This is a genomic window from Cellulomonas sp. P1_G12_2 (assembly GCF_056405535.1).
Genome location: NZ_JBFUBX010000001.1, coordinates 685688 through 700349, shown reverse-complemented (window position 1 = coordinate 700349; position 14662 = coordinate 685688). Strand labels below are relative to the sequence as shown.

Genomic DNA, 14662 nt, shown 5'->3' with positions numbered 1-14662 from the left:
TCAGGTCCGGGGCGGGCTACTCGCCGTCGTCGGTCAGCTTGTAGCCCAGACCGCGGACCGTGAGCAGGAGCGCCGGGTTGGCCGGGTCGACCTCGATCTTGGCGCGGACCCGCTTGACGTGGACGTCGAGCGTCTTGGTGTCGCCGACGTAGTCGGACCCCCAGATCCGGTCGATCAGCTGCCCGCGGGTGAGCACGCGGCCGGCGTTGCGGAGCAGCAGCTCGAGCAGCTCGAACTCCTTGAGCGGGAAGGCGACGGCCTCGTCGCGCACCCGGACGGTGTGCCGCTCGACGTCCATCCGCACCGGTCCCGCCACCAGCAGGTCGTCGTCCTCGACCTCGGGCGCGGCGGGGGCGCCCGCAGTGACGACCGCCTCCCGGCGGCGCAGCACCGCGCGGACGCGGGCCAGCAGCTCGCGTGACGAGTACGGCTTGGTGACGTAGTCGTCGGCGCCCAGCTCCAGGCCGACCACCTTGTCGATCTCGTCGTCCTTGGCGGTGAGCATGATGACCGGCACGTCGCTGACCAGGCGCAGCCGGCGGCACACCTCGGTGCCGGGCAGCCCGGGGAGCATGAGGTCGAGGAGCACCAGGTCGGCGCCGAACTCGTCGAACCGGGCCAGGGCCTCGGGTCCGGTCGCCGCGGTGACGACGTCGAAGCCCTCGCGCTCCAGCTGGTACGTCAACGGGTCCCGGTAGGACTCCTCGTCCTCGACGAGCAGGATCCGGGTCATGACGCGGTCCGGCGCACGTGCGCTCCTTCGATGGTGACGGGCACGCCGGGCAGCTCGGCGACGGGGGCGGTGGGCTCCTCCGCGCGCGGCAGCCGGAGCGTGAACGTGGACCCGCGGCCGGGCTGCGACCAGACGGTCACCTCTCCCCCGTGGTCCGCGGCGACGTGCTTGACGATCGACAGGCCCAGCCCGGTGCCGCCGGTGTCCCGGGAGCGGGCGGGGTCCACGCGGTAGAACCGCTCGAACACCCGCTCCTGCTCGGCCGGGGTGATGCCGATGCCCTCGTCGACCACCGCGATCTCCACGAGCTCGCCATGGGTGCGCACCCCGACGCCGACGTGCGACGCCTCGCCGGAGTACGCCACCGCGTTGTCCAGCAGGTTGCGCACCGCGGTGACCAGCAGGTCGCGCTGGCCCAGCACCCGCGTGCCGCGCTCGCCGCCGATGTCGAGCCGCACCTTCTTGGCCTCCGCGGTGGTGCGGGCGCGGTCGACGGCCTCGGAGAGGACCTCGTCCACGTCGACCAGCCCCACCTGGCCGAGCGCGCCGGCCACCTGCAGCCGGGAGAGCTCGATGATCTCGTGCACCAGCGCGGACAGCCGGGTGGCCTCCGCCTGCATGCGGCCGGCGAACCGGCGCACGGCCTCCGGGTCGTCCGCGGCGTCCTGCACGGTCTCGGCGAGGAGCGCCAGGGCACCGACGGGAGTCTTCAGCTCGTGGGACACGTTCACGACGAAGTCGCGCCGGATCGCCTCGAGCCGCCGCGCCTGCGTCAGGTCCTCCGCCAGCACCACCAGGTGCTCGGCACTCACCTGCGCCACACGCACCTGGACCAGCAGGACACCGGGTCCGACGGGACCGCGGGGCACCTCGAGCACCTCGTCGCGGATCACGCCGTCGCGGCGGACCAGGGCGATGAGGTCCCGGATCGCCGCCGGGGCGATGCGTCCGTCGCGCACGATGCCCAGGGCGTGGGCCGGCGCGCTGGCGCGCACCACGTCGTCGGCGTCGTCGAGCACCACCGCCGCGGAGCGCAGCACCGCGAGCATGCGGACGAGCCCGTCGTCGAGCGTGGGCTCCGCCCGCGGCGGCAGCGCACGCTGCGTCCGCTCGCTCCACCGGAACGCCAGGGTCGCCCAGACCCCCGTCAGCAGGCCGAGCCCGCCGGCGAGGAGGAGCAGCAGCCCGTCGATCCCGTCCACGGCACTCACCCTAGGACGCGCCGGAGGGTGCGACACGCCGATGGCGCCCCCCGGCGCCCGCCCGCCGTGGAGCGTTCACCGGGCGTTCACTCAGCCGAAGGTCTCCATCAGCAGCGACCGCTCGCCCTCCGTCAGGTTGGTGGCCACGAGCGTGCTGTGCAGGCCGTGGAACCGCTCACCCAGACGGTCCATGTCCGCGTTCTCGGTCACCGCGCACAGCAGCGAGGTGCCCTCCGTGATCTGCGCGCGGATGCTCTCCAGCTGGGCGTCGTCGATGCCCACCGCGGCGACCGCCTTGCTGACTCCCCCGATCGCGGCACCCACCGCGGCTCCGAGCAGCGGCACGAAGAAGAGTCCGCCGAACAGCAGCCCCCAGAACGCGCCCCAGCCCGTGCCGCGGAGCTTGTCGTCGTTCGAGTGGTGCATCGAGGGCTTCGCCTCACCCTGGGGCCAGCTGATGACCGCGTGGTCGACGATCCGCACCAGCCGGTCGGTCTGCGCTGCCTTCAGGGCGTCGACGGCCTTGGCAGCTCCGTCGGCGGTGTCGAACTTCCACGCCGTGAACGTCGTCATCGTCATACCTCTCGTGTCGGACGGTTCTTTCAGCGGTTGGCGCGCGCGACCTCGTCACCGTGCACAGTCAGCGCCCACAGGATGAAGAAGTCCAGGGCGATGGCGGTGAGCGACCACCACGGGGTGACCGGGAGCGACACGAACTGCGCGAACATGTTGAGGAGCACCAGCACGATCGCGGTGACGCGCGCCCAGCCGGCCCCGGAGAACAGCGCGAACCCGACGAGCAGCAGCAGAGCACCCAGGACCAGGTGAACCCAGCCCCACGTCGAGACGTCCACCAGGGCGATGCCGTCCGGCGTCCAGGACACGACGGTCTTCGGGGAGAAGACCGCGACGCCCCCCGCGATGATGTTGAAGAGTCCCGAGACGAGGATCGCGAACGCCGCGAACCACACCCAGCCGACCCATGCCGTCACCCGCTGCGCCATCTGTCGTCCCTCCGTCGTCCCGCGTCGATGCCCCTTCCGCCATGCTGGCCCAGGTGGAGGTGCTGCTGCCTCACCCGATTCGCATGAGGTGCCGGGGCGTGTGCACAACGGCCGTCGTCCGTTCATCTGGAGGCGCCCGTCCGTTCACCTGCCGATGTCAGCCTGTCGCTGCGCGCGGCACCTGCCGTGGCGGCACGAGAGGGAGCACATGCGGGACATCTTCGACGCCGAGCTGCACCAGCTGGGCGAGGACCTGGCGGCGATGAGCGGTCGGGTCGAGCAGGCCATCACCAACGCCGGCATCGCGCTGCTCACGGCTGACCTGGCACTCGCGGAGTCCGTGATCGCCGACGACCTGGCTATCGACGCGATCGAGCGCGACCTCGACGAGCGGTGCGTCCTGCTGCTCGCGCAGCAGCAGCCCGTCGCCACCGACCTGCGGATCGTCGTCTCCGCACTGCGCATGAGCGCGTCGCTGGAGCGCATGGGCGACCTCGCCCGGCACATCGCCCAGGTGGCCCGGGGCCGGTACCCGCGGCACGCGGTGCCGCAGGCGCTGTCCGGCACGTTCGCCGAGATGCACGACGCCGCCGTCCGCGTGGCCCGGCGCACCACCACGCTGCTGAACAGCCGCGAGATCCAGCTGGCGGAGAGCATCGAGCAGGACGACGACCTCCTCGACGAGCTGCACGAGGACACGTTCGCGGGGCTGCTCGGGGGCTCCTGGGCCGGCACCACGCAGGAGACGGTCGACGTCACCCTGCTCGGCCGGTACTACGAGCGGTTCGGGGACCACGGGGTCTCGGTCGCCCGCCGCGTGACCTACCTGGTGACGGGCGTCGGCCGCCCGGAGCTGGACCGCACCGCCGGCTGACCCCGGCTCAGGCCGACGCCGAGAACGGCAGCTCCCCGCCGGGAGCTGCCGTTCTCACGTCCCGCGCGCGTCGGTAGCGTGGCTCGCATGGCGGAGCGGGTGCTCGGGTGGGGCGACGACGACGTCGCCGTCGCCCGCGAGAGGCTGGGCGCAGTCGTCGCCCAGCTGCCCGAGACGGTGGCCGAGGTCGACGTGTACGGCAACACCGGGTTCTTCACGCGCGGCAGCCGGTTCGCATGGATCCTGCCCGACCATCACGCCGACGGCCGGCTCGCCCTCTGGTGCAAGGCCGACCGGCACGAGCAGCAGGCGATCGTCGCGCGCGATCCGGCCCGGTACTTCGTCGCCCCGTACATGGGCCGGTTCGGGTGGATCGGCGCGCACCTCGACGCCGCGCACGACCCGGACTGGGACGCCCTCGCCGAGCTGGTCGAGCAGGCCTGGCGCCTATCGGCGACGAAGGCGGCGATCGCGAGCTTCGACGCCCGCTGAACGCAGCAACGTCCGAGCAGATGCGCCCCAGGGGCTCCATCTGCTCGGACGTTGTGGTGTGTCGGGGTCAGCGACCCTGGTTGGCCACGGCCTTGATCGCCTCGGCGGCGGCCTCCGGGTCCAGGTACGTGCCGCCTGGGTTGGTGGGCTTCAGCGTCTCCTCGTCGAGCGTGTAGAGCAGCGGGATGCCGGTGGGGATGTTGATGCCGGCGATCGTGCTGCTGTCCACGTCGTCCAGGTGCTTGACCAGGGCGCGGATCGAGTTGCCGTGGGCCGCGACCAGCACGACCTTGCGGGCCTGCAGGTCGGGGACGATGTCCGACTCCCAGTACGGCAGCGCGCGGACGAGGACCTGCTCGAGCGCCTCGGCGCGCGGGATCGGCTCACCGGCGTAGCGCGGGTCGGCGTCCTGCGAGAACTCCGAGCCCAGCTCGATGTCCGGCGGCGGGAAGTCGTAGGACCGGCGCCAGAGCATGAACTGCTCCTCGCCGTACTCCTCGAGCGTCTGCTTCTTGTCCTTGCCCTGCAGGGCGCCGTAGTGCCGCTCGTTCAGGCGCCAGGAGCGCTTGACGGGGATCCAGTGACGGTCGGCGGCGTCGAGGGCCAGGTTGGCCGTGGTGATGGCCCGGCGCAGCAGCGACGTGTGCACGACGTCGGGCAGCACGCCCGCGTCGGTGAGCAGCGTGCCGCCGCGGACGGCCTCCGCGGTGCCCTTCTCCGACAGCGGCACGTCGACCCAGCCGGTGAACAGGTTCTTCGCATTCCACTCGCTCTCGCCGTGGCGGAGCAGCACGAGGGTGTAGGTCATGGGCCCATCCTGCCGCAGGCGCCCCGAGGCGGCCTGGGACGTCCGACCCTCAGACGCGGGACGCCCGGACCTCGCCGGCCACCGAGTAGACCTTGAGCATCTGGTCCGCGGTGGTCTCCCAGCCGAACCGCTCGGCCACCCGGCGGGCGCCGACGGCGTACCGCGCGCGGTCCTCGGTGGAGTGCAGCACGTCCGAGATCACGTCGGCCCACACCGCCGGGTCGTGGCCGCGGACCAGGCGGCCGGACACGTCGTGGTCGACGATCGTGCGCAGCCCGCCGACGCACGCGGCGATGACCGGCACCCCGCTGGCCTGGGCCTCGGCGGCCACGAGCCCGAACGACTCGCTGCGCGACGGCATCGCGACCACGTCGGCCGCGTGGTACCAGCGCGCAAGGGTGTCGCGGTCGGCGGGCGGGTGCACGACGACGTCGTCGGCCACCCCCGTCATGGCCGCGAGCGCCTGGAGCTCGCGCACCGCGCTGGAGCGACCGGACGGGCCACCGAGCACGACGAGCAGGGGAACCGGCCGGCCGGTCTCGCGCAGGACGCCCAGGGCGCTGACCAGCACGTCCGGGGCCTTGAGGGCCTGCACGCGCCCGGCGAACAGGACGATCTGGCGGTCGGCCGGCAGCCCGAGCTCGCGGCGGGCCGTCGCCTGGTCGCCCGGCACGAACCGGTCCAGGTCCACACCCGGCTCCACCACGTGCACGCGGTCGGGGTCGGCGCCGTACAGCTCGACCAGCTCCTCGGCCTCGACCGGGGTGCTGGCTACCAGCGCGTCCGCCTCGGCCGCGAGCTGCTCCTCCCCGACCACCCGCGCGGTCGGCTCGGGGGTGTCGCCCGGTGCCAGGGACGCGTTCTTGACGCGCGCGAGGGTGTGCGCGGTGTGCACCAGCGGCACCTCCCAGCGGTCCGCGGCGATCTGGCCGACCTGCCCGGACAGCCAGTAGTGGGAGTGCACGACGTCGTACCAGCCGGGCCGGCGCGCGGCCTCCCAGCGCAGGACCCCGGCGGCCATCCCGCACAGGACGCCCGGCAGGTCGTTCTTGTCCAGCCGCTCGAACGGGCCGGCAGGCACGTGGTGCACCAGGATCGGCGGCGTCACGCCGGGGCCCACCTCGTCGGCGAGCAGCACCGCGCGGGCGGCGTCACCGACGAGGGGACGTCCGAGCGCGTCGGCGCCGGGCAGCAGCACGGTCTCGGCCTGGTCCGAGGACGTCGCTCGCGTGAAGATCTCGACACGGGCACCGCGAGCGGCCAGCGCGCGGGACAGCTCGAGGACGTAGACGTTCATCCCGCCGGCGTCACCCGTCCCCGGCTGCTCGAGCGGGGACGTGTGCACCGAGAGCATGGCGACGCGCGGGGCGTGCTCGAGGGTCACGGGCGCTCCTGTCGGGGGACGGGTCTGCACCCATTCTCACGCACGGAGCCGGACCTCACCTCACGGCTGGGCGGTGACCTCTGCCGCGTGCGCGCCCGACGAGCGACGCGAGTTGAGCTTCGAGCGCAGGTTGCTGAGCCCGCTCGGCGGCTTGTAGTCGCCGCGGATCGGGAAGATGTTCCCGTCCGGGAGGAAGCCGCCCGCCGTCGAGGGGTAGAACGCGAGCTCGGGCCACAGGGTGACGATCTCCTTGAGCCGGGCACCGCGGGCGAACGCGGCGGCCAGCTGCGGGTCGTTGCCCGTGTAGGTCAGCGTGAAGTCGTGGTCCTGCACGACGGTCTCACCGGTGGGCACCTCGCCACGACGCGGGGTCCAGCCCCACGGGCTCTGGGGCTCCTGGTGGTTCCGGTCCGGACCGACCCGGTAGATGTCAAAGCCGTTGCGCATCGCGGGACCTCCTCGTTCGTCGTCGACGAGGAGAGGATCGACAAGATCCGGCAGGTGCTGAAGGACTTTGGTCCGTTGTCACCCGTTAGGGGTCACCTCACCACCAGAAGGTGGGGAGAGCCGATCCACGGCAGGTAGGTCGGGTCGCCGCCGTAGGTGACGAGGACGAGCGAGGTCCGGGTCCCGACGGGCAGCGTCACGACCGCGGTGCCCCGGGCGTCCAGGGTGGCGGAGCCCTTGCGGGAGCCGTTGACCCAGACGTCGACCGTGCCGGTCGGGGTGACCCCCGCGACACCGGCCACCTGGACGTGCACCTGCTTGGGGTCGGACCGGCGCACCGTCCAGTCGGTGCCGTCCGTGCGGACCGTGGGCAGGGCCCGGGTCACCCAGAGGGTCGCGGCCGCCGACGTCGAGCCGGCCACCGGCGGGTCGGCCGCCGGCGCGCCCCCGTAGACGGCCGTGATCGCGTGGCGGCCCGTGCTGAGGTTCGCGGCGAGCCGGACCGTCGCGGTGCCGTCCGCCGCGAGCGGCACGGTGGCCACCGACGTACCGTCCACGAGCACCTGCACGGACCCGGTCGGCGAGCCGCCGGGAGCGCGCACCGTCACGCGTGCGGTCACCGGGTTGCCGAAGACCTTCACCGACGACGACAGCGACAGGCTCGTGGTCGACGCGACGGGCGGGGCGGTCGAGACGCCGAGAACGTCGGCCAGGAGGTCGACCGCGCCGCTCGCGTCGCCGGACATCAGCGCGTGCTCGGCGTCGGCGGTCAGGGCCGCGTCAGCGGAGTCGGGTGCAGCGGCGTCGTCGGGACCGGAGGCCTCCTGGGCGAGGTCGCGCACGAGCGAGACGACGATCCCCGCAGCGGTCGCGGTGTCGCGGTCGGTGCCGTTCAGCTCCTCCGCCGCGGCGAACAGCAGGCGGACCGCCTGCCCCGTGCGCGCCGGGTCGAGTGCCGACCCGTCCCAGATCGGCGCGTCGAGCACGGCCTGGACGGCGTCCTGCGCGTCGCCCGCGGGCAGGGTGGCGACCAGCGCGGTCAGCCGGTCGCGCTGCGCGTCCGTGCGCAGGCCCCAGCCGTACGGGTACAGCGGCGCGTAGACGTCGTCGCCGACGTTGACCGGCACCTGGTCCGCCGTGACCGGCCAGCTGACGGGGAGGCGTCCGGTGAAGGGCCGGGTGCCGAACAGGACGTCCGCGACGCCCGCGCCCTCGGTGCCCGGCAGCCACGAGGCCACCAGCGCGTCGATGGCGCCCAGCTGGTCGGTGACCAGCTGAGGACGTCCCGACACGACGAGCACGACGCACGGCAGCGCGCCGCAGACCGTGTCGATCGCGGAGCGGTCCGCCGCGCTCAGGCTCAGGGACTTGCCGCTGTTGCCGACGTCGCCCTGCCCCTCGGCGTAGGGCGTCTCGCCGACGACGACGATGCCCACCTGCGCGTCCCCGACCGGCGCCGAGGCGTCCTTCGAGTACGTCACGGCCGGGGCTGCCGCCTGGATGCCCTCCAGGATCGACGTGCCCGGCGTGATGTCGCCCGAGCCGCCCTGCCAGGAGATGGTCCAGCCGCCCGCCTGGTTGCCCAGGTCGTCCGCGTTGGACCCGGCCACGTAGACCTTGGTGTCGGCGGCCAGGGGCAGCAGGTCGTCCGCGTTCTTGAGCAGCACCTGCGACTTCGCGGCCGCCTCGCGGGCCACCGCCCGGTGCGCAGCGGACCCGACGTCCCCGGCAAGCGACCGGTCGGCGAACGGGGCGTCGAACAGCCCGAGGGCGAACTTCTGCGTGAGGATCCGCCGGACGGCGTCGTCGACCCGCTCCTGCGACACGTCCCCGGAGCCCACCTTGGCGGTGATCGCGGTGATGAACGCGCCGAAGTTGTAGGGCGCCATCGCCATGTCGAGCCCGGAGTTCACCGAGCGAGCGGCCTTGTCGGCGTAGGTGCCGCCGGGCAGCTTGTCGATGCCCTCCCAGTCGCTGATGAGGAAGCCGTCGAAGCCCAGCTCGCCCTTGAGCAGGTCGGTGTTCAGCGCCCCGTACTCGTGCATCCGGATCGGGTCCGCGCCCGCGACCGAGACCGCCGAGTACGAGGGCATGATCGAGCCGACGCCCGCCTCGATGGCCGGCACGTACGGGTCGACGTGCAGGCGCCGCAGCGCGTCGAGGCTGTCGACGTGCGTGATGCCCTGGTCGATCGGGTAGCCGGTGCCCGCGAGCGCCGGGTCGTAGGTGGTGCCGCCGTCGCCGACCCAGTGCTTGGCGGTCGCCAGCACCTTGTCGGGACCCGAGAGGTCACTCGGGTCGGCGCCCTGGAGCCCGACGACCGCTGCACCCGCCATCGCCGCGACGAGCGCCGGGTCCTCACCGAACGACTCGTAGCTGCGGCCCCAGCGCTCGTCGCGGGTCACGCACAGGCACGAGGCGAACGTCCACGGGACGCCGGTGGCCCGCACCTCCTGCGCGGTGGTCCGCTCGACCTGCTCGAGCAGGTCCGCGTCGCGCGCGGCTCCCAGCCCGGAGTTGTGCGGGAAGATCGTCGCGCCCACCACGTTGTTGTGGCCGTGCACGGCGTCGACGCCGTAGATCAGCGGGATCTGCAGACGCGTGGACAGCGCCTGCCGCTGGAACCCGTCGACCATGTCCGCCCAGCCGGCCGGGGTGTTCTGCGTCGGCACCGACCCGCCGCCGGAGAGGACCGACCCCAGGCCGAGGTCGGCGATCTGCGCGGGCGACTGCAGACCCAGGCGCTCGGCCTGGGTCATCTGGCCGATCTTCTCCGCGAGCGTCATCCGGCCCAGCAGGTCCTCGACGCGGTCCGCCGTGCTCGCGCTGGGGTCGAGATAGGCGGCACCGACTGCGTTGAGGACGATCTTCGGGCTCGTGCCGACGACCGCTCCCGTGGCCGTCAGGTCGACCGCCAGCGTGCGGGCGTCGTCGGTCGCGGCGGTCGCGTGGGTGACCACGTCGATCGTCTGGGTGGCCCCGGTGGCGGTGCCGGCGGGGAACGTGAGCGTGCCGGCGAACGCGTCGTAGTGGGTGCCGGCCACGGCGGTGCCGGCGCCGTTCGCGTACTCGACGGTCACGTCCGCGGCGAGCGGCTGCCCGTCCGTCGTCGTGAGGACCACCGGGACCTGCGCGGTCGCGCCGGGGTCGACGAGGACGACGTCCTGGCTGGTGATCGTCGCCGTCGGTGCGGGGACCGCCGAGCCGTAGAGCTGGACGTCGTCGACCGCCCAGGAGACCGACGTGGCCGTGCCCGGAACCATGGTCAGCGCGTAGCCCCACGCGGACGTGAGGTCGAGGGTGCCGTTGCGCGTGGCAGCGTCGCCCGGCTGGTAGCCGCCGAGGGTGAACGCCGAGAAGGGCAGGTCGACGATCTTCCAGCGGCTGCCGTCGCTGGACCAGTTGTCCTTGAACGTGGCCGCCCACAGCTCCGAGTGCTCGCCGTCCGGGCCGCCGTCCTTGAGCTCGACCTTGATGTCGTCGCCCGCGGTCGGGCTCGCGGGTCGCGTCGGCTGCGACGCGTACCAGGCCAGCCGGATGCCCCGGAACGAGCTCCAGTCCTGGCCCGCGGCGAGGTTCTGGCTGAAGCCACCCCACCCGCCGGACGGGATCAGGTAGTCGCCGGACAGCACGTGGTTGCCCGCCGGGGCACCGTCGCGCTCCTGCTCGGTGACGCCCAGGCTGACCAGGTCGGGGGCGGAGCCCCACGTGAAGATGCCGACCGTGGTGCCGGGCGCGGCGAGCGGGACGTCGCCCTCGGCGTCCTCGATCATGCTCACCCGGTCGTACAGGCCCAGGTCGTCGAACGTCCACGCGCCCGCACCCAGGTCGGTCAGGGTGACCGCGAACCCGGTGCTCGCCGTCGGGTCGAAGCGGGCGTCGGACGCCGGGTTGCCCTTGAGCCGCAGCTGCGAGAACGCCACGCTGACCTGGCGCCAGCCCGCGGTGTCGTCGGTGACCGAGCGCTCGAAGAGCTGGCCGTTGCTCTTCAGCTCGTACCGGAGCAGCCCGCCGTTGCCGGTGCCCAGGAACCAGAACGTGAAGCCGTCGTGCGCGGACCAGTCGGTGGCGGGGATGTCGTGCGTGAAGCCGAACCAGTCGCCGGCGGCGGGGGTGCCGCCGACAGTGGCGATCAGGCCGTTCCCGCCGCGGTCCACGGTGCCGGTGCTCAGCACCGGGGTGACCGGCGCGCTGATGCCCCAGGTGGTGTACCCGGCCGGGACGCCGGACTCGTAGTCGTCGAGCACGGTGACGCCGCCGACGTCGGGCAGGTCGCCGTGCGGGGTGATGGTGACGGTGCTCGTCGTGCGGCCGCCGAGGACGAGGCCCGCGGACGGCTCGGACAGGGTCAGCTCGACCGTGCGCACCTGACCGAGAGGGCCGTGGTCGACCGTCGGCACGGTGACGCTCGCCTCGGTGGTGCCTGCCGGGAAGGTGAGCGTCTGGTCGACCGCGGTGTAGTCGGTGCCGGCCACGCCCGTGCCGCCGGTGGACTGCACGCGGACGGTGGTGTCGGTCGCGGCGGCGACCGCCAGGATGACCGGGACGACCGCGTCGGTGCCGGCCGGGACGGTGGTGCCCGAACCGGCGAAGGCTGCGGCGACCTGCGTCGGCGTGCCGTACACCTCGAGGGAGAACAGCGAGTATCCGTACCAGTGCAGGCGGGACGGGTCCCAGGTGAAGCTGGTCCGCTGGGTCATCTGGACCCGGACGTAGCGGGCGCCGGTCGCCGCGAACGTGACGTCGTCCGTGCCACCGTCGCCGGCCGTCTCGGAGTGCACCGACGTCCACGACGCCGGGTCGTCGGGTGCGGTCGTCGCCACCTGGACCTCGTACCCCGCGGCGAACGCGGCCTCCCACGCCAGGACGACGTGGTCGACGGACGCCTCTGCACCGAGGTCCACCTGGACCCACTGCGTGAACGGCACGTCCTCGTCCGGGCCGTTGCCGCTGGCCCAGCGGGTGGCCGGGTCGCCGTCGATCGCCGCGTCCGGCGGGAACGTGCCGTCCTGGTCGGACTGGAACTGGGACGCCGTCGCGGTGCCGGTACGCGCGAGGTCACCGGGCGCCGCGGCCGCGGGCGTCGCGAGCCCGACGAGGGCGAGCGGGACGACGAGCGCCAGGGCGGCGAGGCTCGCGGGGACGGTGTTCAGGCGGTCGGCACGACGCACGGTCACTCCCTCGTGACGTGGCCGGGCTCCGTTGCGCAGCCACTTCCGTCCGGGTCCGGTCAGCGCGTCGTTGCCCTGCCGTCACGGTCGGCTGCCGCCAGACAACCACAAGCACTTACAGGGCGGTAAGTCGAGAAGATCACGATTCGATAACGGGCAATTCGTGCGAACGTCATGTCGAGAATCCGCGCCCGTCGACGTCATCAGGTGTCGGGTGACGAGACCCGGCTCGAGACCTCGGAGGACACCATGACGACCACGCCCGTCGATCCCCCTGCCACCGCTCCCAGACTCCCCGCCATCGTCGACCAGGCCACCTGGCAGGCGGCCAGCGACCGCCTGCTCGTCCGCGAGAAGGCCCACACGCGCGAGAGCGACGCGCTCGCCGCAGCCCGTCGACGGTTGCCGATGGTGGAGCTCGACGGGACGACCCCGGTCGTCGGGCCCGCCGGCCCGGTGCCCTTCCGGGACCTCTTCCACGGCCGCGACGAGCTCATGGTCTACAAGCACATGTGGCACGACGGAGCCCCGCACCAGGGCCAGTGCGAGGGTTGTACCGTCTCGGCCTGGCACCTGCGGGACGCCGTCTACCTCAACGCGCGCGGCGTCTCCTTCGCCATCGTGACCACCGGCCCGTGGGACGAGGTGGCTCCCTACATCGACTTCATGGGCTACACGCAGCCCTGGTACTCGGTCCGCGACGTCGCGCCGCCGATCGGTGACGACATGGGGTCGTTCACCTGCTTCCTGCGCGACGGCGACCGCGTCTTCCTCACGTACTCCACGACCGGCCGGGGCGTCGAGGCGGTCACCGGGCCCTTCGGCCTCCTCGACCGGACGCCCTACGGCCGCGGCGAGGCCTGGGAGGACACCCCCGACGGCTGGCCCGGTGGGCACGACCCGTGCTGGTACTGGCGCACGGGCATGGACCGACACCCGGACGTGGGCCCGACCAGTCGACCCGCGCCCCAGTGGACCCGCCCCGGCGCGACACCCGAGCAGACGCTGGGCCGGCTGGGCCACCACCACTGACGGGTTCGGCGCCCCCGACGGACCGGTGAGATCGAGGGTTCGGCGCCAGATCGTGGGTGCGAACCGACGGTCTCGTGCCGAACCCTCGATCTCGCAGGCGCTACGCGGGCAGGACGCAGGTCGGTGCCGGCAGGTCGATGGTGCCGACCACGGAGCCGTCGGCGGCCAGCGTGCTCAGCCCGCCGGGCACCTGCTCGGCGACGACCGTCCAGCCGTCGACGACCTCGAAGTGCCGCGGCCACGCTCCCGGCAGCTCGTCGTCGGCCACGGGCTCGAGCAGGCCGTCGCCGCCGATGACGAACCGGGCGAGCACGTCCGACGTCCGCACGCCGACCAGCAGCCGGTCACCGTCCCGGACGACGTGCGACGGCAGCCGACGCTCCGCTGCCGGCACCGTCGTGGCCGGCAGGGTCTGCACGAGGCTCCCGCTGCCCGCCTCCCACGCGAGCACCCGCACGGTCACGTCCAGCTCGCCGACGACGTACGCGAACCGCCCGTCCGCGCTGAACGTCAGGTGCCGCGGTCCGGTGCCCGCGGGGAGCGCGGCCGCGATCCCGTCCTCGACCAGGCGCCCGTCGACGCGCCGGTACCGCCGGATCTCGTCGGTGCCCAGGTCCACCACCAGCACGAACGCGCCGCCGGGGTCGAGCGCGACGAAGTGGGCGTGCGGCGACTCCTGCCGGTCCTCGTCGGGACCCGAGCCGGTGTGCCCGAACACCTGGTCCGGGCCGAGAACGCTGAAGCCGCCGTCCGCGTCGAGCGGCAGGACGGCGAGCGTGCCCGACGTGTAGTTGGCGACGAAGAGCGTGCGACCGTCGTCGTCGAGCAGCAGGTGGCAGGGGTCGGCACCCCCCGACGGGACCGTGGCGCGGTGCACGAGGGTCTCGCCGACGACGTCGAACGCGCTGACCGTGCCGTCCGCCTGCTCGTTCGCGGCGTACAGGACGGTGCCGTGCAGGGCGAGGAAGCTCGGCGACGGCGTCTCGACGACCTGGTGCGCCCTGCCCAGCGCACCCGTGGCGAGGTTGAGGTCGACGCGCCAGATCCCCTCCCCCTGACCGACGGGCGTGCCCGCACCGGCGGCGGGGTAGGTGCCGATCCACAGGGGTGTCTGCTGCGCGCTCACGGTGACGGAGCCTACGGGCGCGCGACGCCCCTCCCGTCGGACGTCCGCACACTCGCGCGCGCCGACGACCGGATCCGCGGACGCAGCACCTCTCCACGTCGCGCGTCCGCGCATCCGCGCGTTCCGACGACCCGTCGTGCGGACGTCGCGCTCTACAGTCGGGGCAGGACGTCCGAACCGATCGAGGTGGTGGGCATGACCGACGCCGAGTCGCCGTACCGGGTGCTCCCCGAGCAGATCCGGCTGGAGGACACCGTCGCGATGGTGGAGACCGTGGCAGCGCCCGACCCGACGATGGGCCGCGACACCGAGACGGAGTTCATGCTCCGCAACGCGGGCTGACCAGGACGTCCGCACTTCGTCGCGTTCCAGGGTGCACGAGTGCGGAC

The 14662-nt window shown here is 73.1% G+C and carries 13 protein-coding genes; 4 read left to right on the top strand and 9 right to left on the bottom strand.

Annotated features, from left to right (window positions below; all coding sequences use genetic code 11):
• Positions 1-16: 16 nt before the first annotated feature.
• The 4 genes from AC1DXT_RS03405 to AC1DXT_RS03390 all read right to left on the bottom strand — a co-directional run bounded on the left by AC1DXT_RS03405 (position 17) and on the right by AC1DXT_RS03390 (position 2939).
• Positions 17-733: a response regulator gene (locus AC1DXT_RS03405; protein ID WP_477059954.1), complete on the bottom strand. Its 717-nt coding sequence runs from the start codon at positions 731-733 to the stop codon at positions 17-19.
• Positions 730-1935, bottom strand: coding sequence for a sensor histidine kinase (locus tag AC1DXT_RS03400; protein WP_477059953.1), 1206 nt, complete (start codon positions 1933-1935; stop codon positions 730-732). Before AC1DXT_RS03400 ends, AC1DXT_RS03405 begins: the two co-directional genes overlap by 4 nt.
• A 90-nt stretch (positions 1936-2025) precedes the next feature.
• Complete coding sequence (locus tag AC1DXT_RS03395) at positions 2026-2508, bottom strand: DUF1269 domain-containing protein (RefSeq protein WP_477059952.1); 483 nt, start codon at positions 2506-2508, stop codon at positions 2026-2028.
• A 29-nt stretch (positions 2509-2537) separates the two neighbouring features.
• A complete protein-coding gene (locus tag AC1DXT_RS03390; RefSeq protein ID WP_477059951.1) occupies positions 2538-2939 on the bottom strand; it encodes a DUF7144 family membrane protein in 402 nt (133 codons plus the stop codon).
• A gap of 208 nt (positions 2940-3147) precedes the next feature.
• On the opposite strand from AC1DXT_RS03390, the gene phoU reads away from it, so the two are divergent.
• A complete protein-coding gene (phoU, locus tag AC1DXT_RS03385; RefSeq protein ID WP_477059950.1) occupies positions 3148-3813 on the top strand; it encodes a phosphate signaling complex protein PhoU in 666 nt (221 codons plus the stop codon).
• 87 nt (positions 3814-3900) lie between these two features.
• On the top strand, positions 3901-4305 hold the full coding sequence (locus AC1DXT_RS03380) for an MmcQ/YjbR family DNA-binding protein (RefSeq protein WP_477059949.1): 405 nt from the start codon (positions 3901-3903) through the stop codon (positions 4303-4305).
• Positions 4306-4372: 67 nt separating this feature from the next.
• Here AC1DXT_RS03380 and AC1DXT_RS03375 read toward each other — a convergent pair whose 3' ends face one another.
• The 4 genes from AC1DXT_RS03375 to AC1DXT_RS03360 form a co-directional block, all read right to left on the bottom strand.
• On the bottom strand, positions 4373-5113 hold the full coding sequence (locus AC1DXT_RS03375; RefSeq protein ID WP_056085734.1) for a phosphoglyceromutase: 741 nt from the start codon (positions 5111-5113) through the stop codon (positions 4373-4375).
• 49 nt (positions 5114-5162) lie between these two features.
• Positions 5163-6497, bottom strand: a complete 1335-nt coding sequence (locus AC1DXT_RS03370; protein WP_477059948.1) for a glycosyltransferase — start codon at positions 6495-6497, stop codon at positions 5163-5165.
• Positions 6498-6557: 60 nt separating this feature from the next.
• Positions 6558-6944 (bottom strand): hypothetical protein, encoded by a 387-nt coding sequence (locus AC1DXT_RS03365; protein WP_477059947.1) that lies wholly within the window; start codon positions 6942-6944, stop codon positions 6558-6560.
• A 92-nt stretch (positions 6945-7036) separates the two neighbouring features.
• Positions 7037-12115, bottom strand: a complete 5079-nt coding sequence (locus AC1DXT_RS03360; RefSeq protein ID WP_477059946.1) for a glycoside hydrolase family 3 N-terminal domain-containing protein — start codon at positions 12113-12115, stop codon at positions 7037-7039.
• A 249-nt stretch (positions 12116-12364) separates the two neighbouring features.
• Between AC1DXT_RS03360 and AC1DXT_RS03355 the strand changes: the two genes are divergently transcribed.
• The gene (locus AC1DXT_RS03355; protein WP_477059945.1) at positions 12365-13147 is read left to right on the top strand and encodes a DUF899 family protein; all 783 of its coding nucleotides are present in this window, start codon (positions 12365-12367) and stop codon (positions 13145-13147) included.
• Positions 13148-13247: 100 nt separating this feature from the next.
• On the opposite strand, the gene AC1DXT_RS03350 is transcribed toward AC1DXT_RS03355, so the two are convergent.
• Entirely contained in the window at positions 13248-14273 is a 1026-nt protein-coding gene (locus AC1DXT_RS03350; protein ID WP_477059944.1) for a lactonase family protein, read from the bottom strand.
• A gap of 195 nt (positions 14274-14468) precedes the next feature.
• Between AC1DXT_RS03350 and AC1DXT_RS03345 the strand changes: the two genes are divergently transcribed.
• On the top strand, positions 14469-14615 hold the full coding sequence (locus AC1DXT_RS03345) for a heme biosynthesis protein HemY (RefSeq protein WP_477059943.1): 147 nt from the start codon (positions 14469-14471) through the stop codon (positions 14613-14615).
• The last annotated feature ends 47 nt before the right edge of the window (positions 14616-14662 follow it).

Bases quoted from the DNA above. Each gene is read 5' to 3' on its own strand.
- AC1DXT_RS03405 (WP_477059954.1), bottom strand. From the start codon at position 733: ATGACCCGGATCCTGCTCGTCGAGGACGAGGAGTCCTACCGGGACCCG.
- AC1DXT_RS03395 (WP_477059952.1), bottom strand. From the start codon at position 2,508: ATGACGACGTTCACGGCGTGGAAGTTCGACACCGCCGACGGAGCTGCC.
- AC1DXT_RS03390 (WP_477059951.1), bottom strand. From the start codon at position 2,939: ATGGCGCAGCGGGTGACGGCATGGGTCGGCTGGGTGTGGTTCGCGGCG.
- phoU (WP_477059950.1), top strand. From the start codon at position 3,148: ATGCGGGACATCTTCGACGCCGAGCTGCACCAGCTGGGCGAGGACCTG.
- AC1DXT_RS03380 (WP_477059949.1), top strand. From the start codon at position 3,901: ATGGCGGAGCGGGTGCTCGGGTGGGGCGACGACGACGTCGCCGTCGCC.
- AC1DXT_RS03375 (WP_056085734.1), bottom strand. From the start codon at position 5,113: ATGACCTACACCCTCGTGCTGCTCCGCCACGGCGAGAGCGAGTGGAAT.
- AC1DXT_RS03365 (WP_477059947.1), bottom strand. From the start codon at position 6,944: ATGCGCAACGGCTTTGACATCTACCGGGTCGGTCCGGACCGGAACCAC.
- AC1DXT_RS03355 (WP_477059945.1), top strand. From the start codon at position 12,365: ATGACGACCACGCCCGTCGATCCCCCTGCCACCGCTCCCAGACTCCCC.
- AC1DXT_RS03345 (WP_477059943.1), top strand. From the start codon at position 14,469: ATGACCGACGCCGAGTCGCCGTACCGGGTGCTCCCCGAGCAGATCCGG.